Below are 21,561 nucleotides of genomic sequence, written 5' to 3'. Positions count from 1 at the left end.
ACGGAAGGTCAGTGGCTGGAAAGGGCTTCGAGGGCGGCGATGTCGCCCGCAAGATGATCGGCGGCCGGGTGATGCGCTGCCGACAGCGGCAGCAGTGGCAGGCGCAGGTCGTGGCCGATGCCGATGCGGCGCAGCAGCGCCTTGACCGGGATCGGGTTCGGTTCGACGCCACAGAAATCATGGAACGGCTGCAGGCGCGCATCCCACGACTCGGTGGCTTCATGGTCGTGCGCGGCGGCCAGCTCGCACATCCGGCGGTAGGCGCCGGGAAGCACGTTGGAACCCACCGAGATCAGGCCATCGATACCGGCCCGGATGGAACGGGCAGCGGTGCCATCGTCACCACTGAGCACCGCGAACTGCGGGCTGCGCAGTGCCAGCAGCGCGTGGACCCGGCCGGTGTCACCGACCGCTTCCTTGATGCCGACGATGTTGGGGTGGCTGGCCAGCTCGGCGACGGTCTCCGGCTGCATGTCGCAGCCGGTGCGGCCAGGCACGTTGTACAGGACGACGGGCAGCCCGCCCTGGTCGGCAACCGCGCGGTAGTGCGCGATCAGGCCGGCCTGGGTCGGCCGCACGTAGGGCGGGGTGACCACCAGCGCATGGCTGGCGCCCAGTGCGGCGGCACGACGGGTCTGTTCGATGGTCTTGGCGGTGCCGGACAAGCCGGTGCCGGCCATGACGGGAATGCGGCCGCCGATGCGTTCCACCGCACTGGCCAGCAGCTGGTCGTACTCGGCGTCGGTCAGGGTGGCCGCCTCGCCGGTCGAGCCGGCCACGACAACGCCATGGACGCCACCCTCCAGTTGCAGGTGCAGCAGGCGCTGCCAACCATCGGGATCGAGGGCACCGTCGGCCCGGAACGGGGTCGCCAGCGCGGTGATGAGGCCGGAAAGGGACAAGGACGTGCTGCTCTTGGCTGGGAAGGGAAAACGCCCGCCACGACAGGCCGGGGGCGACCTGAATGTTACTTGCGGCGCGAAAGCACGGGCAAGTATGCTGGACACCGGTGGATCCCCGCCTCTGGCGGGCATTCAGACTCACGCATGCATTACCCGGAATCGCCTTGACCGACACCACCCCGCGCCCCGCGCCGAGCGAAAACCACCTCCTGATCAACGCCTATACGACGCATCCGGAGTCCCCCCTGCTGTCCGTCACCCGCCGCATCGCCGACAGCGGCTGCAATCTGGTGGACGCACGCCTGGCCACGGTCGGCCGCGATGTCTCGGTCACCGCCCTGGCCACCGGCTCCTGGGACTCGGTGGCCAAGCTCGAGGCGATGCTGACCCGGCTCGAGCGCGAGGAAGGCCTGAAGCTGGTCTGGTACCGCACCGCCGCCAAGCAGGCGCAGTCCAACCTGCTGCCTTACATCGTCGAAGTGATCGCCGCCGACAAGCCGGGCATCCTGTTCCAGCTGGCCGACTTCTTCGACCGCCAGGGCATCACCATCGAGAACCTGCAGAGCACGCGCTACCGCGCCATGCAGACCGGTGCGGAGATGTTCAGCGCGCAGGTCACCATCGGCGTGCCGGCCAACATGCACATCGCCGCGCTGCGCGACGATTTCCTCGAGTTCTGCGACCACCTGAACCTGGACGCGATCATGGACCCGATGAAGTTCTGAATGAATTCCTGATTTTTCGCGCATCCCTCACGGGCGCGTGGCGTTTCATGCAATTGTCGTAGAAAGAACCCAGGCTCGACAGAAGGACCTCATGAACAACGGCGACACCCTGGACCGCACCACCCTCTCCCTGCCACTGGCGTTGTCCGGTGGCGCCCAGGCCACCCTCGGCGACTACGCCGGCCACTGGCTGGTGCTGTACTTCTATCCCAAGGACAGCACCCCGGGCTGTACCACCGAAGGCCTCGACTTCAACGCGCTGCTGCCGGAATTCAAGAAGGCCGGTGCGGTCGTGCTGGGCGTCTCGCGTGATTCGGTGAAGTCCCACGACAATTTCTGCACCAGGCAGGGCTTCGGCTTCCCGCTGGTCAGCGATGGCGACGAAGCGCTGTGCAACGCCTTCGACGTGATCAAGATGAAGAACATGTACGGCAAGCAGGTACGTGGCATCGAACGCAGCACCTTCCTGATTTCCCCCGACAGCCGCATCGTGCAGTCCTGGCGCAAGGTCAAGGTTGCCGGCCATGCCGATGCGGTTCTCGCCGAACTGAAGGCCTCCCAGTCCAAGTGAGTCCCACTGCCTACTGTGTCTGCCATCACCCTGCCCCGCAGCAGGCCGTGGTGGTTTTTCCCTGTCCGTAACCAGGAATCGACGATGACCCGAGGCAAGCGCATCTACGTGCTGGATACCAACGTGCTGATGCACGATCCCACCGCGCTGTTCAAATTCGAGGAGCACGACGTCTACCTGCCCATGCAGGTGATCGAAGAGCTGGACAACGGCAAGAAGGGCACCTCCGAGGCGAGCCGCAACGCCCGCCAGGTGAGCCGCTTCCTCAACGAGCTGGTGCAGGAATCCGGCCTGGACAACCTGGCCGACGGCATTCCGCTGCAGCGCCCCAACGGCCTGCAGCTGCGCGGCAAGCAGAGCGCCGGCAAGCTGCGCTTCCAGACCAGCCATTTCGATGCAGGCAAGAGCTTCGGCCAGGTCATTCCGGACAACGCCATCCTTGGCGCGATCCTGGCCCTGAAGGAAGAAACCCCGGACCTGCCGGTGGTGTTCGTCTCCAAGGACATCAACCTGCGGATCAAGGCCGCCATCGCCGGCATCGTGTCCGAGGACTACGAGAACGACCGCGCGCTGGACGATTTCAGCCTGCTCTACACCGGCGCCACCGAACTGCCGGAAGACTTCTGGAAGCGCCACGGCGACGACCTGCGCAGCTGGAGCGACAAGGGCCGTACCCATTACGAAATCCAGGCGCAGGACGGCGAGGAGTGGTATCCGAACCAGTATGTCTACCTGCCAGGCGAGGATGAAGTCGAGCTGCGCGTCAGCCGCGTGGTCGGCGACGGCAAGGTGGTGCTGTCGCTGGTCGATGATTTCCGCCACGGCAGCCACGCCGTGTGGGGCATCAGCGCACGCAACCGCGAGCAGAACTTCGCCCTCAACGCACTGATGGACCCGGAGATCGACTTCGTCACGCTGCTGGGTACCGCCGGCACCGGCAAGACCCTGCTGGCACTGGCCGCCGGCCTGGCGCAGACGATGGACCAGCAACGCTACCGCGAGATCATCATGACCCGCGCCACGGTCAGCGTGGGCGAGGACATCGGCTTCCTGCCCGGTACCGAGGAAGAGAAAATGACGCCGTGGATGGGTGCGCTGACCGACAACCTGGAAGTGCTGACGCACAACCAGGAAGGCGGCACCTGGGGCCGCCAGGCCACCAACGACCTGCTGGCCAGCCGCATCAAGATCCGCTCGATGAACTTCATGCGCGGCCGCACCTTCCTGTCGCGCTACCTGATCCTGGACGAGGCGCAGAACCTCACTCCGAAGCAGATGAAGACGCTGATCACCCGTGCCGGCCCCGGCACCAAGATCGTCTGCCTGGGCAACGTCGAGCAGATCGACACGCCGTACCTGACCGAAACCACCTCGGGCCTGACCTACGCGGTGGATCGCTTCAAGAACTGGCCGCACAGCGCGCACATCACGCTGCGCCGTGGCGAGCGTTCGCGCCTGGCCGATTACGCTTCGGAGGTGTTGTGAACCGCTGCACCCGCCTGCTGCTGCCCACGGCGGCGATCGCCCTCGCCGCCGTCCTGGCTGCCTGCACCACCACGCGCGGCCCGGCCAGCGTGCCGACTGCCGCGCGCACTGGCCAGTCCTGGGTGGTCACCCGCCCGATCATCGCCGCGCAGGTGCTCGATACCTGCTCGCGGCCCAGCCCGGGCCGCGAGCCCGGGCGGGTCAGCGGCTACTGGGCACCCAGCCGCCAGCAGGTCGACCAGCTGGAAGCGAAGCTGTCGTCGCTGGAGGCCCAGGTGCCGAAGGTGCTGGACTTCGACCGGCAGTACGTCGGCATCGAAAGCGCTGGCAAGCGGTTGATCTACATCAACGCCTTCCATCTGCCCGACGACAGCGGCATCAACCCGGCGCGGGAAGCGATCCGCGTCTGCGACGGCGGCGCGCAGTTCTGGGGCGCGGTGTTCGACCCGGCCAGCAACACCTTCAGCGAGCTGCAGTTCAACGGCGGCCTCGGCGGGCCCTGAGGGGCCCCGCCGATGGGAATCCGCCTGCCCACCTGGGTCTGGATCGGCGCGGTCGCGCTCTCGTGCGTGGCCGGCATGGTCAACGTGGTCGGCTTCCTCGGCTTCGAGCACCAGGCGGTCAGCCACATGACCGGCAGCACCAGCCAGCTCGGCATGGCGCTGGCGCAGGGCGACTGGCGCGCGGTCGGCCATCTGTGGGGGCTGCTGATCGCGTTCTCGCTGGGCGCGATGCTCAGCGGCCTGCTGATCCAGGACAGTACCCTGCAACTGGGCCGACGCTACGGCGTGGCGCTGGCGCTGGAGTCAGCGCTGCTGCTGGTGGCCATTCCGCTGTTCGAACGCCACCAGATCTGGGGCGCACTGGCCGCCGCGATGGCCTGCGGCCTGCAGAACGCGATGGCCACGACCTTCAGCGGCGCGGTGGTGCGCACCACCCATCTCAGCGGCATGTTCACCGACCTCGGCATCGGCCTGGGCCACCTGCTGCGTGGCCTGCCGCTGCAGGTGCGGCGACTGACCCTCAGCGGCCTGATCATCAGCGGTTTCCTCGGCGGCGGCATCCTCGGCGCCTGGCTGTTCATGCGCTGGCAGTACCACGCCCTGCTCGCCCCGGCCCTGCTGACCGGCCTGACCGGGCTCGGCTATGTGGTGTACCAGCAATGGGCGCGCTGGCGGCACTGAGGGCCGCGCTCTGGGGGTCAGGTCCCTTTTCCTGCGAAAAAGGGCTCTGACCCCATCTACCAAGGCATCCACGCATGGCATGGATCTACTTTCCCCCGCTGGACCACGGCACAATCGCTGGATGAGCCCGACCACGCCCGTTTCCGCCCTGACCATCGCCGGTTCCGACTCCGGCGGTGGCGCGGGCATCCAGGCCGACCTGAAGACCTTCGCTGCCCATCGCGTGCACGGTCTTTCCGCGATCGCCGCGCTGACCGCGCAGAACACCCGCGGCGTCATCGCCGTGCATGTGCCACCGGTCGGTTTCCTGCGCGCGCAGCTGGAGGCCTGCTTCGACGACTTCGACATCCACGCGGTGAAGCTGGGCATGCTGGCCAACGCCGAAGTGATCCACACCGTCGCCGATGCACTGGAGCAGCATCGGCCGCCGCACGTGGTGCTGGACCCGGTGATGGTCGCCACCAGCGGCGCACGCCTGCTGGAAGACAATGCCCTGCAGGCGATGCGCGAACGCCTGATTCCCTTGGCCACGCTGGTGACCCCGAACACACCGGAGGCGGAACTGCTGGTGGGCCGGAAGATCAGCAATGGCGATGATGCCGAACGGGCGGCCTCCGACCTGCTCGACCTCGGTGCCGGTGCCGTACTTCTCAAGGGCGGACACCTGCTGGAAGGCCATCGTGTGATCGACCGTTACTTCGACGGCGTCAGCAGCGAAGAATTCATCCACGCCCGCCTGCCGCTGGATGCACATGGCACCGGCTGCACACTGGCCTCGGCCATCGCCGCGCAGCTGTGCAACGGCCTGAGCCTGGCCAACGCCTGCGAAGCCGGCATCGACTACGTTGCGCGCGGCCTGCAGCAGGGCCATGCCCCCGGCCGCAGCGAGGTCCTGGTCCTCGATCACTTCGGCGCGGCGCCGCACGCATGAACCTGGCGCCGCGCAACCTCGCCGTGCAGTGCGACGACGGCCACCGCTACGAGGTGATTGCCTGCGTGCCTGCGCAGCCGCTCGCGCGCCTGCTGTGGCTGCCGGCGCTGGGCGTGGCTGCACGCCATTACCTGCCGCTGGCATTGGCGCTGGCAGCCAGGGGCGTGGCGGTATACCTGCATGAGTGGCGCGGCAATGGCAGCAGTTCGCTGCGCCCATCGCGCACGCAGGACTGGGGATACCGCGAAGTACTTGAACAGGATCTGCCGGGAAGCCAGGCGATCCTGGCCGCCGCCGATCACGAGGGCGGCGCCCTGCCCTGGATCATCGGCGGCCACAGCCTCGGCGGTCAGCTGGCCTGCGTGCACGCCGGGCGCAATCCGAAGCACTTCCACCGGCTGTGGCTGGCGGCCAGCGGCTCGCCGTTCTGGCGCGGCTTTCCGCCACCACGCGGCTGGCTGCTGCCGCTGGTCTACCGCTTTCTGCCGTGGATCGCACAGCGCCAGGGCGTGCTGCACGGGCGCCGACTTGGCTTTGGTGGCACCGAAGCACGCGGACTGATCGCCGACTGGGCGCGCGTGGGCCTGAACAACCACTACGCCGCGGTCGGCATGGATGAGGATCTCGATGCGCAGATGGCGCGCGTGCGCGGCAGCGCGCAGGCGGTGCTGATGGAACACGACTGGCTGGCGCCGACCGGGTCGATGCAGGCGTTGCTGGCGAAGCTGCCGAACGTGGACGCACAACTGTGCGTGCTGTCGGCGCAGGAGCTGGGCACGCGCGCCGATCATTTCGCGTGGCTGAAAGCCCCGGACGCTGTGGCTGACCTCTTTTTCATTCAGTTGGATGAAAATTTTCACAAAACTGTTGACGGTCCGCGCCGACATCCGCATAATTCCGCTCCTGTCGCAGGGCGCCCGTAGCTCAGTTGGATAGAGTACCTGGCTACGAACCAGGCGGTCGGGAGTTCGAATCTCTCCGGGCGCACCACTCGACAGGTTTTCAGCATCCGCCGCTGGAAATGCTTTAAAATTTGATTGTGTACCGCGCGCCCGTAGCTCAGTTGGATAGAGTACCTGGCTACGAACCAGGCGGTCGGGAGTTCGAATCTCTCCGGGCGCACCATACACAGTCAACACAACAAGTTTATGTAATTGGCGCCCGTAGCTCAGTTGGATAGAGTACCTGGCTACGAACCAGGCGGTCGGGAGTTCGAATCTCTCCGGGCGCACCATTACACCGAAACAGCAGGCCTCGGCCTGCTGTTTTTTTATGTGTGTTCTTCGGCAGGGCGGCGCCCTGCACCCCTGGTAGTGCCGGCCGCTGGCCGGCAACCTCAACAGCAAAAGCTGGCATTCCGTGGGTTGGCAGGGCGGCATGGACAGGCAGGACACGCCGTAAACCCATCCATGGGGGCTCGATGGCGGCATCCATGCCGCCAACGGTCCTGCCTGTCCATGCCGCCCCACCTCTGACAGATTTCCGCGATCTGATGGATCTACGCCATGCGTGGATGAATCTCCATCGGAATCGAATATTTCGAATCGAGATCGAAAAGCATCCACGCATGGCGTGGATCTACCGTGCCGACCAAGGTCGACACCTACCAGAGCAGTACGCCGTTCCGACAGATCGCGGAAAACTGTCGAAGGCGGGGTGGGTCCGGTTGCGGGAGTGTCCGCGGCATGGGCCCGAGGCATGCCTCGGGCGGGTTGGGCGGGACGCCCAACCCCGGTCTTGCCGTGTGCGCAGGAAAGCGCACACGAGCAAGCCCCCCATGGACGGGTTTACGGCGTCTCCCGCAACCGGCCCCACCCCGCCATCCCTCAGGAAACCAGCTTCTGCTGTTGCTGTTGCTTCGAATGTTGCCGGCCAGCGGCCGGCACTACGGCGGGTGCAGGGCGCAGCCCTGCCAAACCCCTACCCCCTGGCCATCGCCTGCCACCACTCCGACAGCAGCTCCGGCCTGCGCAGGCGCTCCCGCCACCAGCGCAGGGCAGCGCCCTCCTCACCGGTGCGCCAGGCCAGCCAGAACGTCTCCTCCGGCTTGTGTTCCTCCACCTCACGGATCACCAGCTGGCCGCGCGCCACTGCGGCGCGTGCACAGGGCTCGGGCAGGAAACCGAAGCCCACGCCTTCGCACTGCAGCTTCAGCTTGCTGGCCATGTCCGGCACCGTCAGCATCTCCTGCCCCATCAACAGTCCAACGGTGCGCGGCAGCAATCTGCGCGCGGAATCGGAAACGGCGATCGCACAGTGCTCGGCCAGCTGCTCGCGACCGAGCACGCCGGGCACCGCGGCCAAGGGATGCTCGGGCGCGACGGCGAACACGAACGCCACCGTGCCCAGGGGCTCCACCACGTAACCGCCGCCACTGGGTCCCTCGCCAGGCGCACCGACCAGCAGGTCGGCACGCCGGTCCAGCAGGGCCTCCCAGGTGCCGGACAGCGCCTCGCCGATCAGTCGCAACCGGGTCGGCGCCTCGGCCTGTCGAAATGCGGCGATATCCGGGCCGAGCAGCCAGGTCGGGAACACCGAATCCACCGCCAGGGTCAGCTCGGTCTCCCAGCCCGACGCGACCCGGCGCACCCGCAGCTCCAGCTCGCGGGCCGCACGCAGCAGGTGCCGGCCTTCGTCCAGCAGCGCGCGGCCGGCCTCGGTCGGCTCGGCGCGCGGGCCAACGCGGTCGAACAGCTGGACACCCAGGTCTTCCTCCAGCTTGGCCACGGTATAGGAGATGGTCGAAGGCACCTTGTGCAACGCCTTGCCGGCACCGGCAAACGATCCGCGGCGGTCGATGGCATCCAGTATCTGCAGGGCATCGAGGCTGAGCTTGAGCATTCGAATTTTTCGATGATGGCTGTCAAAACTATCCGTTTTTCAAACCCGCGGCGCAAGCGGATACTTCTCTCCAACGGGGAAACACGCAGGCTTCCGGCCCACCCCGCCCCATCGAAACCATCGAACAAGGAGATTCCATCATGCTGCAGATCCGCAAGAGCGCTACCCGTGGCCTGGCCGAGCATGGCTGGCTGTCGTCGCGCCATACCTTCTCCTTCGCGAACTACTACGACCCCCGCTACGTCAGCTTCGGCCCGCTGCGTGTCATCAACGAAGACAAGGTGATCGGCGGCCAGGGCTTCGGTACCCACGGTCACAGCAACATGGAGATCATTTCCTACGTGCTGGGCGGTGCGCTGGAACACAAGGACTCGATGGGCACCGGCTCGGTGCTGCGCTACGGCGACGTGCAGCGCATGAGCGCCGGCAGCGGCGTCACCCACAGCGAGTTCAACCACTCGGCCGACGAGACGGTGCACTTCCTGCAGATCTGGATCTTCCCGGACAGCGAGAACATCACCCCGTCGTACGAGGAGACCCACTTCCCGCCGGACAGCAAGCGTGGACAACTGCGACTGATCGCTTCGCCGGACGGTGCCGACGGTTCGCTGCGCATCCACCAGGACGCCCGCATCTTCGCCACCATCCTCGATGGCGGCCAGAAGCTGCACCATGCGCTCGGCAACGGGCGTGGCGCCTATGTGCAGGTGGCGCGTGGCCAGCTGCAGGTCAACGGCATCACCCTGGAAGCCGGTGATGCACTGCAGGTCAGCGACGAAGCCCAGCTGACCCTGGAAAACGGCAACGACGCCGAAGTGCTGGTGTTCGACCTGCCGCTGTAACCACAACGCCCGCGGTGCCTCCGTGCATCGCGGGCGCTTTCGTGCTGCGCCGGCGCTCGCTCGGCGCTGTGCAGAAGCAGCCTCAGCCAGCGATGGCAGCGCTGGCTTCCAGGATCAGCGCGGTCACTTCCTTCGGCTGCGAGGCCAGCGAGGCATGGCTGGCATCCAGCTCGAGCAGGCGCTTGGGCTGCATCCGCGCGGCCATCGCCTTCTGGTTCTGCGGTGCGATCATGCGGTCCTGGCGGGACAGCTGGTACCAGCTGGGCTTGTGCTTCCAGGCCGGATTGCTGACCGCATCGCCGAACGTGCTGGCCAGCGGCGCCTTCTGGGTCACCGCCATCACCCGGCCTTCGTCGTCACTCAGGTCCTGGCAGAAGCTCTCGTGGAACCTGTCTGCACGCAGCCACAGATAGCCATCGCTGTCCGGCGCCAGGTTCTGTGCCGCCTCCGGCAGGTGTTGCTGGGTGATGCCACCCGGGCTCTCGCCGGCATCAGGCGCGAAGGCCGCGATGTAGACCAATCCCTTGACGTTGTCCTCGTTGCCGGCCTGGCTGATCACCGCGCCACCATAGGAGTGGCCGACCAGCAGCACCGGTCCATCGACCTGCCGGATCATCTTCTGCGTGCGCCCCGCGTCGTCGGCCAGCGAGGTAAGCGGCAGTTCCACCGCCTGCACGCGGTCGTGGCCGTTGCGATGCAGTTCCAGGATCACTTTGGCCCAGTGTGCCGCCCCGCCCCAGAATCCATGGGCGAGGAGGATGGTCGGTGTCGTGCTCATGTACAGGTCTCCGGCAGCGGCCGGCGGGATGCCGGCCGTGCGGCCACTGTGCGTGCGCGAGGTTAATCACCAGTGACGCTGCGGGCCCACTGCAATCGTATGCGTCGCCGGATGTCACCCATGGCACTTGCCGAGGCTATCTGAAAACGTTTTCATTGAGGCTCCCTGGAGCTTCGCACCGCGCATGACGCCTTCATCCCCACGTGCCCAGCAGCACGCCACCCGCGCCGCCTTCTTCATTCCCGGATTCGCCACCGCTGCCTGGGCGCCGATGGTGCCCTATGCCAAGGCCAAGGCCGGGCTGAGCGATGCCAGCCTGGGCGCGGTGCTGCTCTGCCTCGGCCTGGGCTCGTTGCTGGCAATGCCGCTGGCCGGTGCGCTGACCGGGCGACTGGGCTGCCGGCGCCTGCTGGTGGCCAGCTGTGCAGCGGTGCTGCTGGCACTGCCATTGCTGGCACTGGCGCCCTCGCCGCTTGCGCTGGGCGCCGCCCTGTTCCTGTTCGGCGCCGGTGTGGGCGCGATGGACTGCACGGTGAACATGCAGGCCGTGGCGGTCGAGCGCGATGCAGGGCGCGCGATGATGTCCGGTTTCCACGCCTTCTACAGCATCGGCGGATTCGTCGGCGCCGGGTGCATGACCGGCCTGCTGATCCTGGGCACGCCGCTGTGGCTGGCCGCGCTGCTTTCGGTGGCGGCGCTGTTGCTGGTCGCGGTGCTGTCGGCGCCGCACTGGCGTCCGCAACGCATCCTGCACGAGGGACCTCTGCTGGCGCTGCCGCACGGCGTGGTGTTGTTCATCGGCGTGCTGGCCTTCGTGGTGTTCCTTGCCGAGGGCTCGATGCTGGACTGGAGCGCGGTGTTCCTGGCCGAGGTACGCCAGGTGCCGCGCGATCAGGCCGGCGCTGGCTTCGCACTGTTCACCCTGGCGATGACGGCGATGCGCCTGTTCGGCGACGGCATCGTCGAACGCCTTGGCCGGACCCGCACGATGGTCTTCGGCGGCATCACGGCGGCGGCGGGGTTCACGCTGGCGACGCTGGTCCCGTCGTACGCGGTGGCGCTGGTGGGCTACGTGCTGGTCGGCCTGGGCTGTGCCAACATCGTGCCGGCCCTGTTCTCGATGGCGGGCCAGCAGCGGGTAATGCCGGAGAGCATTGCCATCACCGCAGTCACCACACTGGGTTACGCCGGCATCCTCGCCGGCCCGGCGGCAATCGGTGCCCTGGCGCATGCGACCAGCCTGGGCTTCGCCTTCCTGTGCGTAGCAGCACTCCTGCTCGGCGTCGCCGCCTCCGCGCGTTCCCTGGCACACCGACTGCCCTGACAGAAAAAGGGGACGGAGGGGATTAAGTCGTTTGCAGCACACCTGTGGCAGATGCGACTTAATCCCCTCCGTCCCCTTTTTTCAGCTTCGCGTCAGCCACTCGGCCTGGGCCGGCAGCTGTGGGGCCGGGCAGGCACTGTGCGGAGGGTGCGCGTCGCGCGCCATCCAGTCATCGACCACTCCGGCCAGCAGGTCCAGCCGCAGCGGCAGGGTGATGTGGTCCTCGCCGCGCATCTCGATGTAGTGCGCGCGCGGGTTGGCCTGGGCGAGCGCGCGGCCCTGGCTGACCGGAATGTGCTGGTCGCCCTGTCCATGCAGCAGCAGCACGCAGGCGCGGGTATCGGCCAGCGCACGCGCGACGTCCACGCGGTCCAGATCGACGTCGATGCGGCGGCTGGCCGCAGCAATCACCTGGTTGATGTCCTGACCGCCATAGCGCCAGCGCGCGTACGACGCCATCGCCTGCGCTTTCAGTCCGTCCGGCTGCAACCCCATCAGGTGCGGGATCATCGTGCGGATCGCCACGCCGGCATTGGCGAATGACTCCATCGCCACCACGCCGGCCACCTGGTCGCCGAGCTTGTCGGCGGTGAACACGGCCGTGGCGGCGCCGTAGGACACGCCGAACAGGTACAGCGGCCCGATCACTTCGCCGCGCCTACGCAGCGCGCCGATCACATCGACGACGTCATCCGATTCGTAGGTGCCATAGCCGGACGGTCCCGCACCGGACTGGCCGTGGTTGCGCAGGTCGAGGGTGACCACGCGATAGCCGGATTCCGCCAGCTGCAGCGACCATGGCAGCATCGAATCGCCGTTCATCATCCACCCGTGCAGCAGCACTACGGTGCCACGCGGCGCCTGCGCGCGGAAGGGCTTCGGCACGGCCAGGCTCAGCCCGGTATCCAATGGCAGGCCGTTCTCGTGGCGCTGCGGCAGGTAGTGGTAGCGCGCGCCGTAATCGCCGGGATCGAACACGCGCCAGAAGATCGGCACGCCATCGCGGCCCGCTGCGAATCCGTGGCGGTTGGGCAATGCGGCGATGGCCGCAGCGATGCGCGGGCGATCAAGCAGGGTCGAGACGCCACCTGGCGCAATCAGCCGATCGGCGAGCGAGGTGGACGAGGCATTGATCGAGGAGGAGCATGCAGCCAGCCACAGGCCGGCGCACGCCAGCAACAGCAGCAGCAGGCGCTTCATGGCACGTCATAGGGGGGAATCCGACAGACTCGGACAGTAACGCCCCAATACGCCCCCGATCTATCGCACGCGGATGACGGCTTGATGACAGCGCAGCAATGATTCAGCTTCGCGCGCAAGCTGTACACGTTCAGTCATTGATCGGAATCAATGAGCGCGCGCACGTGCTTGCCCAGAGTGCACCCATGCGCACCTCGATCAAGCTTGCCCTCGCTCTGGCCGCGACGTTGGCCGCCGCCTATGGCATCGCCCGCAGCATGCCCCACTGGTTCGCACCGCGGCAGACCGCGCAGGTCGACATCCACGATCCGGCGCTGATCGCGCAGGGGCGGTATCTGTCGCGCGCCGCCGACTGCGCGGCGTGCCACACCGCGCCGGGGGGCAGGCCGTTCGCCGGTGGCCTCGGCATGCAGACGCCGATGGGCACGATCTACTCGACCAACATCACCCCCGATCCGGATACCGGCATCGGTGCCTACGACTACGCCGACTTCGAGCGTGCGGTTCGCCGCGGCGTCCGCCACGACGGCCAGCCGCTGTATCCGGCGATGCCGTACGCCTCATACGTGATCGCCCGCGATACCGAAATCAAGGCGCTCTATGCCTATTTCATGGCCGAGGTGCAGCCCGTGAGGCAGGACAACGCCGCCAGCACGATTCCGTGGCCGGCCAACATGCGCTGGCCGCTGGCCTGGTGGCAGCTGTTCTTCGCACGCCCGCGCAGCTTCAGCCCGGATCCGGCGCTGGATGCCGGCCAGCAGCGTGGTGCCGAACTGGTGGAAGGCCTGGCCCATTGCGGCGCCTGCCACACACCACGCGGCCTGGCCTTCCAGGAAAAGGCAATGGCCGATGATGGCAGCCGCCAGTTCCTGTCCGGTTCGGTGCTGGAAGGCTGGTACGCGAAGAACCTGCGTAACGAATCGACCGGCCTGGCCAGCTGGAGCGAGGGCGAGATCGTCGAGTTCCTGCGCACCGGCCGCACTGATCGCTCTGCGGCTTTCGGTGGCATGGCCGACGTAGTCGAGCACAGCACGCAGTACCTGTCCGATGCCGACCTGCTGGCGATGGCACGCTACCTCAAGCAGCTGCCGGCGCGTGAGGGACGCAGTGCGCAGTGGTCGCCCGGTACCGACACCACCACCGCCGCGCTGCGCAGTGGCGACTACCGTGCTGCCGGTTCGCTGGCCTACGCCGAGCACTGCCAGGCCTGCCACCGCGCCGATGGTCGCGGCATGCCCCGCGTCTATCCGGCGCTGGCTGGCAACTCGATCGTGTTCGCCGATGATCCCAGCTCGCTGGTGCAGGTGACCCTGACCGGCGGACGCACGCCGCACACCCCGAACGATCGCATGGCCTTCAGCATGCCGGGCTTCGAGCACCTGCCGAACGCGCAGCTGGCGCAGATCCTGACCTTCATCCGCAGCAGCTGGGGCAACCACGCCAGCGCTGTGAGCGAGGTCGACGTGGCGCGCATGCGCCGGGTGGTGCGCGACAAGCCGGTGCACTACGTTCCGCAGGAGGCCGCACAATGAAGCGTTCGCGCACGCGTTCCCGCCTGCTGGCCGGCACTGCGATCACCCTGGTGATGCTGGCCGGCGCCGGTGCCCTCGCCTACCGTCATCTGTATCCGGACCTGGATGCTGCCGTGGCCGCCACGATCAATACCCTTGATGCGCAAGGCAGACGGGTCGGCCACTACGCCGCGCCCAGCGCCGACGAGATTGCCGGCCTGGACAATGCCGGATCGGTGATGCTCGGCCGGCGCATCCTCAACGAGACCGCGCGGCTGCTGCCGGACAACGTCGGCAACGATCTGAACTGCAACTCGTGCCACATGGCCGAGGGCAAGCGGCCTTTCGGCAATCACTACTTCAATACCGGCGGCGGCGCCTATCCGCGTTACATGCCGCGCCCGGGCAAGGTGATCGGGCTGCCCGAGCGCATCAACGGCTGCCTGCAGCGTTCGATGAACGGCAAGCCGCTGCCGAAGGACGCGCCGCAGATGCGCGCGATGCTCGACTACATGGCGTGGTTGAGCAGTCCGGTGCCAGAAGGTGCAACGGTGGCCGCGCCCAGTGAGGGGCCCATCGACAGCACGCTGACCGCAGACCCGGTCCGTGGCCAGGCGCTGTACGCCGTGCAGTGCGCTGCCTGCCACGGCGACAACGGCGAAGGACGGCGCGACGCCAGCGGGGACATCGCCTTCCCGCCGCTGTGGGGCGACCACAGCTTCAACATCGGCGCCGGCATGGCGCGCCTGTACAAGGCCGCCGGCTTCATCAAGCACAACATGCCACCGGCGGTGACCCGCGAGCCGCCACTGGGCCAGCAGGCGATGCCCGACCAGGATGCGGTGGACATCGCCGGCTATTTCATCAACCAGCCGCGGCCGGACTTCGCCAACAAGGGCAAGGATTGGCCACGCGACCCGAAACCCAAGGACGCGCGGTACTGAAGCAGGCCGCAGGTGCCGGCCGTCGCACAACACGATTCCTGCATCGTCACGTCATGCCGATGTCATTGGCGCTGCCGACACTCCGGGGCTTCCCTCCCCTGAAGGTCCGGTCTCGATGCGAATGTCTGCGCGCTTTCCCCGTGTCTCGCTGCTTGCCCTGCTGATCGCCCCCGCACTGGACGCCCTGGCTGAAGCACCGCAGGGCGATGCCGCTGAAGCGCGCAGCAGTGAGGCCCGCACCCTCGACCAGGTGCAGGTGATCGGCCAGGCCACCAGCTACGCCAAGACTTCGGTACGTGCGGAAACGCTGAACCGGCAGACCGTGATGAGCAGCGTCAACGACGCGCTCAACGAGGTGCCTGGCGTGGTGGTCAGCGAAGCCGACGCCACCGGCTCGTCGGTGTGGGGCACGCAGATCAGCATGCGTGGCTTCGTCACCAACCGCGACACCCAGCAGATCGGCACCACCATCGACAGCCTGCCCAACGGCGGCTCGGGCTATGGCGGCGGCTCGCTGGCCAACCGCTACATCGACACCCTCGACCTGGAAACCGTGGAGGTCAGCCAGGGCACCGCCGATATCTCCTCGCGCTCGAACGAGGCCCTCGGCGGCACGCTCAACTTCCTCACCAGCGACCCGCTGCAGGACAGCCGCCTGCGCTTCGTGGTCGGTGCCGGTGACAACGAGGCGCGCAAGTACTACGTGCGGTACGACACCGGCCTGCTCGGTGGCCACACCCGCGCCTGGGTCAGCGCCTCGTCGGCGCGCGTGCAGGACTGGATCGACGGCAGCGGCAAGGCCAGCAACGACCACATTGCCGGCAAGTTCATCACCGAACTCGACCGTTGGACGCTGACCGGCTACCTGTCCTACAACGACGCCGACGAGCCGGAATACACCAGTGTGTCGCCGAACGGCTTCGCCACCAATCCGGATCGCGACAACCTGGTCGGCACCCTCACCGGCATTCCCTACCTGGACCAGAACTACCGCTCCGGCTCGCGCGCGCTGCGCGAGAACACCTTCGGCTACCTGCGCGCGGCCTTCGATGCCGGCAACGGCTTCAAGGCTTCGGTGGCGGCTTACGGACACCGCATGCAAGGTCGTGGCGACTGGCTGCCACCGTACCTGGCGCAGGTCAGCGATGACGGTGCGGGCCGTCCCGAGTCAGAGTACCTCGGTGGCAAGACCGTGTACGGCGGCAGCAATCGTGGCCAGATCTTCTTCGTCAATCCCGACGGCAGCGCCGCGCAGCGCCTGGCCAACTGCACGCCGCGGCTGGGCTTCACCGCCGAATACGATCCGGACTGCTATGCCGGCAACGTGCTGGGCGCGCAGTCCTACCGCCACACCCACTACGACAATGACCGCATGGGCGTGACCGCCGACGTCGAGTGGCGGCAGACCTTCGGTGCGATCGACAACACCCTCCGGGGTGGCCTGTGGGTCGAGAAGCTGGACCGATCGGCACGCCGCGACTGGCACCGCCTGCTCAACGTCGGCCAGGACATCGCCTTCGACCACCAGCCGTACTGGGTGCAGTTCGAAGACAAGTACAAGGTCGACGAGCAGATGTACTACGTCGAGGACGTCGCCCGCTTCGGGCCGTTCAGCGCGCGCCTGGGCGTGAAGCAGTTCTTCGTCGACCAGTCGCGGCGCCGGGTGATCGGCGCCAGCGAACACGTGACGTCCGATTCCAGGTCCGATCCGCTGCTCTCCACCGGCTTCACCTGGGCGCCGGGCGTGGAAGGCATGGAGCTGTTCGCGGGCTTCTCGCAGAACTTCGCCGCCATTCCCTCCGGCGTGCTCGGCGAGACCGACCCGCAGCGCTTCCGCAACGTCGAGCCGGAAACCGCCGACAACATCGAAGTGGGCATGCGCATCAGCCGCTGGCCGCTGACGGCCTCGGTCACGCTGTACAACATCAAGTTCGACAACCGCATCGTCTACCTGCCGGCCGGCTTCGTCAGCGGCATCGACTACCTGGGCGAGACCGACGGCGTCTACGAGAACTTCGGCGGCGTGGAAAGCAACGGCCTGGAAGCGGCGTTCGGCTATGGCTGGGACAACGGCTGGCGCCTCAACGCCGCCTATACCTACAACCGCTCCAAGTACCTGGGCAGTGGCGATGCCGCGCGTGATACCCAGCTGGGTATCGTCGACGGCGCCAAGGTGATCGGCCAGCCCGAACAGACCCTCGTCCTGTCGGCGGACTGGCAGGGCGAGAGCTGGAACTTCGGCCTGTCCGGCCGTTACCTGGGCACGCGCTATCTCGACGCCGCCAACGTCAACACGCTGCCTTCGGCCACCGTGTTCAACGCCAACATCGGCGTCGACCTGCAGGGCCTGTCGCCGCGGCTGAAGGGCATGGGTGCCAACCTGGTGGTGAGCAATCTGACCGACAAGCGGTATCTTGCTGGGGTGGACGGCCGCGACAACGCCTTCATCGGCGCCCCGCGCACCGTCGGCATCTCCTTCCGTGTGGACCTGTGAGTGAGCCCGTGACCGATATCGGCCGACGCCGGTTGTTGCAGGCCGGCGTTGCCGCCGGCCTTTCCCCGCTGCTGCCCAGTATCGCCCGGGCCGCAGCGATCGCGCCTGCGGCGCAGACCCGCAGTCTGGAAGACCTGCAGCACATCGTGGTGTTCATGCAGGAGAACCGTTCGTTCGACCACTACTTCGGCACGCTGCCGGGGGTACGTGGTTTCGGCGATCGCTTCGTGGCCCCGGCGCCGGCACTGCAGGCCGGCGGCCGCACCCGCAGCCTGTGGCTGCAGCCCGATGCGAGCGGCACGCGCGCGATCGCACCGTTCCCGCTGGATACCGCCGCGCACTTCGGCTACATGCGGGTGGAAGGCACGCCGCACACCTGGCCCGACGCACAGCGTGCCTGGGACCACGGGCGCATGGGGCAATGGCCGAAGGCCAAGCAGAACCACGCGATGGGCTACTTCCAGCGCAGCGACCTGCCGTTCCAGTTCGCGCTGGCCGATGCCTTCACGATCTGCGACGCCTACCACTGCGCGATGCAGGCGGGCACCAACCCGAACCGGGTGTTCCTGTGGACCGGCCACAACGACGCGCACGCGCGTGCCGGTGGCCCGGTGATCGCCAACTCGCACGACAACTTCCCCGAACAGGGTGGGCACCCGGCGTCGTACCGCTGGACCAGCTATGTCGAGCGTCTGCAGAACGCCGGCGTGTCCTGGCAGATCTACCAGGACATGGCCGACAACTTCACCGACAACCCGCTGGCCGGCTTCGAGGCGTTCCGCCAGGCCCACCGCGCTGCGCCAGGGCATGACCCGCAGCTGCGCGCACGCGGGGTCAGCACGCGTGGCCTGGCGCAGCTGCGCCAGGATGTCATCGACGGGCGCCTGCCGCAGGTCAGCTTCATCATTGCCGACGCGGCCGGCAGCGAGCACCCGGGACCCTCCAGCCCCGCCCAGGGCGCGGCCTATACCGCGCGCGTGCTGGATGCGCTGACCGCCGATCCGCAGGTGTGGAGCCGCACCGCCCTGCTGCTGATGTTCGACGAGAACGACGGCTTCTTCGACCACATGCCGCCGCCGGCTCCTCCTTCACCAGTGGGCACTGGCTGGGCGGGTACGTCTTCGGTCAGCACCGAGGGCGAGTACCACCGCCATCCGGCACCGGGAGACGAGAAGTACGATGCCGCCGAGCTGCGCGGCCGCCCGTATGGGCTGGGTCCGCGCGTGCCGCTGTACGTGATCTCGCCCTGGAGCCGCGGCGGCTGGGTCGATTCGCAGGTCTACGACCACACCTCGGTCATTCGACTGATCGAACGCCGCTTTGGTGTGGCGGCACCGGATATCTCGCCGTGGCGCCGCGCCGTGTGCGGCGACCTCAGCAACGCCTTCGACTTTGCCCAGCGCGATACCCGGCCGTTCGTCCGCGGCCTGCCGGACGTCAGCGCAGTGGCGGCACGTGCTGCTGCTTTGCCGGGACGCACCGTGCCCGCGCTGCCGGAGGGGCTGAAGCCGGCGAAACAGGAAAGCGGTGTACGCCCGGCGCGTGCCCTGCCCTATCGCCCACAGGCGTCGTTGGCGGCGGTCGACGCCTCGGGCGTGGATCTGACGCTGTCCTGCGATGGTGCGGCGGCCGTACTGCACGTCTACGACCGGCTGCGGCTGGAGGCGGTGCCCCGCCGCTACACGCTGGTCCCGGGCGTGCCGCTGCGCGAGCGCTGGCCGCTGGACGCCCAGGGTCGCTATGACCTGTGGCTGCTTGGGCCGAACGGCTTCCATCGTCACTTCCAGGGTGCGGCCAGGACGCCTGCCGTGCAGGCGTCGATTGATCACGCGGATGGCCAACTGCGGCTGCACCTGCGCAACCTGGAGGACAGCGCACAGCCGCTGCGCATGCAGGCTGGCGCCTATGCCGGGCACATGCCAGAGCAGATGCTGGCACTGCCGGCGCGCGCGGAAACGACGGTGGCCTGGGACGCGGCACTCACGGCAGGCTGGTACGACCTGCGCGTCAGCGCGGGTGAGAGTGTGCTGCGTCTGGCGGGCCGCGCCGAGGATGGTCGCCCCGGCACCAGTGACCCGGCGATGGGCGCCGAACCGCTGCGGTTCGAGCACGATTGAGGAATCCCCTGTAGAGCCGAGCCCACGCTCGGCTGCTTCTCGCCCTGGTCGCATCGCCCCGAAAAAGCAGCCGAGCGTAGGCTCGGCTCGACAGCACAGACCGGTAGATTCAGGCCTCCTGCAGCCCCGGCCGGCCGTGCTCCACCGCGTAGCGCTTCCAGCTCTGCACGGTACCGTTCGGCCGCATCACCGTATCCAGCGTCTTCATGTCGCCGATCCACGCATCACGGGTGACATCGCACAGCACATAGCCACGCTTGTCGGTGGTCGCCTTCAGATTTGGGCTGTGCGCAAGCTGGTTGCGGGCGTAAGCGTCCATGCCCTGGCCATCGGCACCGGACGTGATCGAAGTAGCAAGGAACTCGCTGGAGACCACGCCCGAATCACGATGGTCCTGCACCAGGTCGCTGGCGTAATGCCGGTGCGCGTCGCCACAGGCGGTCACCACGTTGCCGAAGCCGACCTTCTGGATGTGGTCGAGCAGGCGCCGGCGGCTGTCCAGGTAGCCCGACCACTGGTCATCGGACGACTGCACCACCCCGTCCTTCTCGCGCATGTAGTTGCCCAGCGCCACCTGGTGGGCGATGGTGTGCCAGCGCGGCGCGGCATCGGCCAGTCCATTGAACAGCCAGCGCTCCTGCTTCGCACCGACGATGCTGCGCTCCGGTGATTCCACGTCCTCACGCAGCGCAATGTTCACCTGCTTGCTGCGGTACTGGCGGGTGTCGAGCAGGTGCAGGTCCATCAGCGTGCCGTAGCGTGCGCGCCGGTACAGCTGCATGTGGCCGTCGCGCGGGAAGGCCGAACGGCGCAGCGGCATGTTCTCGTAGTACGCCTGGAACGCCTGCGCACGGCGAAGCAGGAACACCTCGCTGGGCGTATCGTCCTGGTCCTCGGCGCCGGCCCAGTTGTTGTCCACTTCATGGTCATCGAAGGTGACGAACCAGGGGGCCGACGCGTGCGCGGCCTGCAGGTCGGCGTCGCTCTTGTACTGGGCGTAGCGTCGACGGTAATCGTCGAGGGTGTAGGTCTGCGGCCCGACATGATTGCGCAGGTTGGTGAACGGCTGGCCGTTCATCTTCCGCAGGCCTGGCTGGCTTTCGCCCTCGTAGATGTAATCACCGTAGTGGAAGACGAAGTCCAGCGGTTCCTCGGCGATGCGCCGCCACGCGGTGTAGTGGCCCTCTTCGTAGTGCTGGCAGCCGGCCACCACAAAGCGCACGCGATCCACCGCCGCCGTGGCCGCAGGCAGCGTGCGGGTACAACCGACTGCACTGGCGTGACCTCCAACGGTGAAGCGGTACCAGTAGGGCCGTCCGGGCGCCAATCCGTCCAGTTCCACGTGCACCGCGTGGCCGAGTTCGGGATGCGCGAGCGCCGAACCCTGGCGTACCACCTTGCGCATGCCTTCATCCGCTGCCAGTTGCCATTCGACCACCATCGGCCGGGCCGGCATGCCACCGCCGAACACCAGCGGCTCGGTCGCCAGCCGCGTCCACAGCACCATGCCATCGGCGGACGGATCACCCGAGGCCACGCCCAGCGTGAACGGTGTGCTGGCAAAGCGTGGCGAAGCCAGCAGGTTGCGCGGGTTCAGCGCGGTGGCATCAACCTGCGCGGCCAGCGCGCGTGCCGTGCCCATCCAGGCGCCGGCGGTGGACAGGCCGGCCAGGGCCAGGAATCGCCTGCGATTGATCGTGTCCACGGCTGCG

The 21,561-nt window shown here is 67.4% G+C and carries 18 protein-coding genes and 3 tRNA genes; 16 read left to right on the top strand and 5 right to left on the bottom strand.

All coding sequences use genetic code 11. From position 1 onward, the window contains the following. Positions 1-8 precede the first annotated feature (8 nt). Positions 9-902: a 4-hydroxy-tetrahydrodipicolinate synthase gene (dapA, locus tag LRM18_RS14385; protein WP_053463400.1), complete on the bottom strand. Its 894-nt coding sequence runs from the start codon at positions 900-902 to the stop codon at positions 9-11. Positions 903-1,066: 164 nt separating this feature from the next. Between dapA and LRM18_RS14380 the strand changes: the two genes are divergently transcribed. The 10 genes from LRM18_RS14380 to LRM18_RS14335 all read left to right on the top strand — a co-directional run bounded on the left by LRM18_RS14380 (position 1,067) and on the right by LRM18_RS14335 (position 7,032). Next, entirely contained in the window at positions 1,067-1,627 is a 561-nt protein-coding gene (locus LRM18_RS14380; RefSeq protein ID WP_005409051.1) for a glycine cleavage system protein R, read from the top strand. 91 nt (positions 1,628-1,718) lie between these two features. Then, the gene (locus tag LRM18_RS14375; RefSeq protein ID WP_049466345.1) at positions 1,719-2,198 is read left to right on the top strand and encodes a peroxiredoxin; all 480 of its coding nucleotides are present in this window, start codon (positions 1,719-1,721) and stop codon (positions 2,196-2,198) included. An 84-nt stretch (positions 2,199-2,282) separates the two neighbouring features. Then, positions 2,283-3,683: a PhoH family protein gene (locus LRM18_RS14370; protein ID WP_049466347.1), complete on the top strand. Its 1,401-nt coding sequence runs from the start codon at positions 2,283-2,285 to the stop codon at positions 3,681-3,683. Continuing rightward, positions 3,680-4,186 (top strand): hypothetical protein, encoded by a 507-nt coding sequence (locus LRM18_RS14365; RefSeq protein ID WP_182067829.1) that lies wholly within the window; start codon positions 3,680-3,682, stop codon positions 4,184-4,186. Before LRM18_RS14370 ends, LRM18_RS14365 begins: the two co-directional genes overlap by 4 nt. Positions 4,187-4,198: 12 nt before the next feature. After that, positions 4,199-4,867 carry a YoaK family protein gene (locus LRM18_RS14360; RefSeq protein ID WP_053506629.1) on the top strand — a complete coding sequence of 223 codons (669 nt, stop codon included), beginning with the start codon at positions 4,199-4,201 and terminating at the stop codon, positions 4,865-4,867. 121 nt (positions 4,868-4,988) lie between these two features. Further along, positions 4,989-5,798: a bifunctional hydroxymethylpyrimidine kinase/phosphomethylpyrimidine kinase gene (gene thiD, locus LRM18_RS14355; RefSeq protein WP_049466353.1), complete on the top strand. Its 810-nt coding sequence runs from the start codon at positions 4,989-4,991 to the stop codon at positions 5,796-5,798. After that, the gene (locus LRM18_RS14350; RefSeq protein WP_270954867.1) at positions 5,795-6,721 is read left to right on the top strand and encodes an alpha/beta fold hydrolase; all 927 of its coding nucleotides are present in this window, start codon (positions 5,795-5,797) and stop codon (positions 6,719-6,721) included. The genes thiD and LRM18_RS14350 overlap by 4 nt, the downstream gene beginning before the upstream one ends. Next, positions 6,712-6,788 (top strand) — tRNA-Arg (locus LRM18_RS14345). The genes LRM18_RS14350 and LRM18_RS14345 overlap by 10 nt, the downstream gene beginning before the upstream one ends. 58 nt (positions 6,789-6,846) lie before the next feature. Further along, positions 6,847-6,923, top strand: a tRNA-Arg gene (locus LRM18_RS14340). A gap of 32 nt (positions 6,924-6,955) precedes the next feature. Beyond that, a tRNA-Arg gene (locus LRM18_RS14335) sits at positions 6,956-7,032 on the top strand. A gap of 686 nt (positions 7,033-7,718) precedes the next feature. Here LRM18_RS14335 and LRM18_RS14330 read toward each other — a convergent pair. Further along, positions 7,719-8,639 carry a LysR family transcriptional regulator gene (locus LRM18_RS14330; RefSeq protein ID WP_057493842.1) on the bottom strand — a complete coding sequence of 307 codons (921 nt, stop codon included), beginning with the start codon at positions 8,637-8,639 and terminating at the stop codon, positions 7,719-7,721. 140 nt (positions 8,640-8,779) lie between these two features. Between LRM18_RS14330 and LRM18_RS14325 the strand changes: the two genes are divergently transcribed. Further along, positions 8,780-9,481: a pirin family protein gene (locus LRM18_RS14325; RefSeq protein ID WP_049464791.1), complete on the top strand. Its 702-nt coding sequence runs from the start codon at positions 8,780-8,782 to the stop codon at positions 9,479-9,481. 82 nt (positions 9,482-9,563) lie between these two features. Here the strand turns inward: LRM18_RS14325 and LRM18_RS14320 are convergent, their stop codons facing one another. Further along, entirely contained in the window at positions 9,564-10,259 is a 696-nt protein-coding gene (locus LRM18_RS14320) for an alpha/beta hydrolase (protein WP_270954866.1), read from the bottom strand. A gap of 184 nt (positions 10,260-10,443) precedes the next feature. Here LRM18_RS14320 and LRM18_RS14315 point away from each other — a divergent pair, with 184 nt between their 5' ends. Beyond that, a complete protein-coding gene (locus LRM18_RS14315) occupies positions 10,444-11,583 on the top strand; it encodes an MFS transporter (RefSeq protein WP_057493845.1) in 1,140 nt (379 codons plus the stop codon). An 81-nt stretch (positions 11,584-11,664) separates the two neighbouring features. On the opposite strand, the gene LRM18_RS14310 is transcribed toward LRM18_RS14315, so the two are convergent. Beyond that, the gene (locus tag LRM18_RS14310; RefSeq protein ID WP_064238141.1) at positions 11,665-12,783 is read right to left on the bottom strand and encodes an alpha/beta fold hydrolase; all 1,119 of its coding nucleotides are present in this window, start codon (positions 12,781-12,783) and stop codon (positions 11,665-11,667) included. A 185-nt stretch (positions 12,784-12,968) separates the two neighbouring features. Between LRM18_RS14310 and LRM18_RS14305 the strand changes: the two genes are divergently transcribed. The 4 genes from LRM18_RS14305 to LRM18_RS14290 all read left to right on the top strand — a co-directional run bounded on the left by LRM18_RS14305 (position 12,969) and on the right by LRM18_RS14290 (position 19,849). Further along, positions 12,969-14,315 (top strand): cytochrome c, encoded by a 1,347-nt coding sequence (locus LRM18_RS14305; RefSeq protein WP_270954865.1) that lies wholly within the window; start codon positions 12,969-12,971, stop codon positions 14,313-14,315. Next, positions 14,312-15,238 carry a c-type cytochrome gene (locus LRM18_RS14300; protein WP_270954864.1) on the top strand — a complete coding sequence of 309 codons (927 nt, stop codon included), beginning with the start codon at positions 14,312-14,314 and terminating at the stop codon, positions 15,236-15,238. The genes LRM18_RS14305 and LRM18_RS14300 overlap by 4 nt, the downstream gene beginning before the upstream one ends. Positions 15,239-15,353: 115 nt before the next feature. Beyond that, positions 15,354-17,732 (top strand): TonB-dependent receptor, encoded by a 2,379-nt coding sequence (locus LRM18_RS14295; RefSeq protein ID WP_270954863.1) that lies wholly within the window; start codon positions 15,354-15,356, stop codon positions 17,730-17,732. A gap of 8 nt (positions 17,733-17,740) precedes the next feature. Then, entirely contained in the window at positions 17,741-19,849 is a 2,109-nt protein-coding gene (locus tag LRM18_RS14290; RefSeq protein ID WP_270954862.1) for a phospholipase C, phosphocholine-specific, read from the top strand. A gap of 109 nt (positions 19,850-19,958) precedes the next feature. Here LRM18_RS14290 and LRM18_RS14285 read toward each other — a convergent pair whose 3' ends face one another. After that, positions 19,959-21,554: an alkaline phosphatase D family protein gene (locus LRM18_RS14285; RefSeq protein ID WP_270954861.1), complete on the bottom strand. Its 1,596-nt coding sequence runs from the start codon at positions 21,552-21,554 to the stop codon at positions 19,959-19,961. Positions 21,555-21,561 lie beyond the last annotated feature (7 nt).

Source organism: Stenotrophomonas sp. PI_27 (assembly GCF_027854495.1).
In the GTDB taxonomy this organism is placed as follows: domain Bacteria; phylum Pseudomonadota; class Gammaproteobacteria; order Xanthomonadales; family Xanthomonadaceae; genus Stenotrophomonas; species Stenotrophomonas pavanii.
This window is presented reverse-complemented; position numbering and strand designations above follow the sequence as displayed.

What these genes read in the sequence shown, in the direction of transcription:
- LRM18_RS14375 (WP_049466345.1), top strand. Translation starts at nt 1,719, where the DNA reads ATGAACAACGGCGACACCCTGGACCGCACCACCCTCTCCCTGCCACTG.
- LRM18_RS14370 (WP_049466347.1), top strand. Translation starts at nt 2,283, where the DNA reads ATGACCCGAGGCAAGCGCATCTACGTGCTGGATACCAACGTGCTGATG.
- LRM18_RS14360 (WP_053506629.1), top strand. Translation starts at nt 4,199, where the DNA reads ATGGGAATCCGCCTGCCCACCTGGGTCTGGATCGGCGCGGTCGCGCTC.
- thiD (WP_049466353.1), top strand. Translation starts at nt 4,989, where the DNA reads ATGAGCCCGACCACGCCCGTTTCCGCCCTGACCATCGCCGGTTCCGAC.
- LRM18_RS14350 (WP_270954867.1), top strand. Translation starts at nt 5,795, where the DNA reads ATGAACCTGGCGCCGCGCAACCTCGCCGTGCAGTGCGACGACGGCCAC.
- LRM18_RS14330 (WP_057493842.1), bottom strand. Translation starts at nt 8,639, where the DNA reads ATGCTCAAGCTCAGCCTCGATGCCCTGCAGATACTGGATGCCATCGAC.
- LRM18_RS14325 (WP_049464791.1), top strand. Translation starts at nt 8,780, where the DNA reads ATGCTGCAGATCCGCAAGAGCGCTACCCGTGGCCTGGCCGAGCATGGC.
- LRM18_RS14320 (WP_270954866.1), bottom strand. Translation starts at nt 10,259, where the DNA reads ATGAGCACGACACCGACCATCCTCCTCGCCCATGGATTCTGGGGCGGG.
- LRM18_RS14315 (WP_057493845.1), top strand. Translation starts at nt 10,444, where the DNA reads ATGACGCCTTCATCCCCACGTGCCCAGCAGCACGCCACCCGCGCCGCC.
- LRM18_RS14310 (WP_064238141.1), bottom strand. Translation starts at nt 12,783, where the DNA reads ATGAAGCGCCTGCTGCTGCTGTTGCTGGCGTGCGCCGGCCTGTGGCTG.
- LRM18_RS14305 (WP_270954865.1), top strand. Translation starts at nt 12,969, where the DNA reads ATGCGCACCTCGATCAAGCTTGCCCTCGCTCTGGCCGCGACGTTGGCC.
- LRM18_RS14300 (WP_270954864.1), top strand. Translation starts at nt 14,312, where the DNA reads ATGAAGCGTTCGCGCACGCGTTCCCGCCTGCTGGCCGGCACTGCGATC.
- LRM18_RS14295 (WP_270954863.1), top strand. Translation starts at nt 15,354, where the DNA reads ATGCGAATGTCTGCGCGCTTTCCCCGTGTCTCGCTGCTTGCCCTGCTG.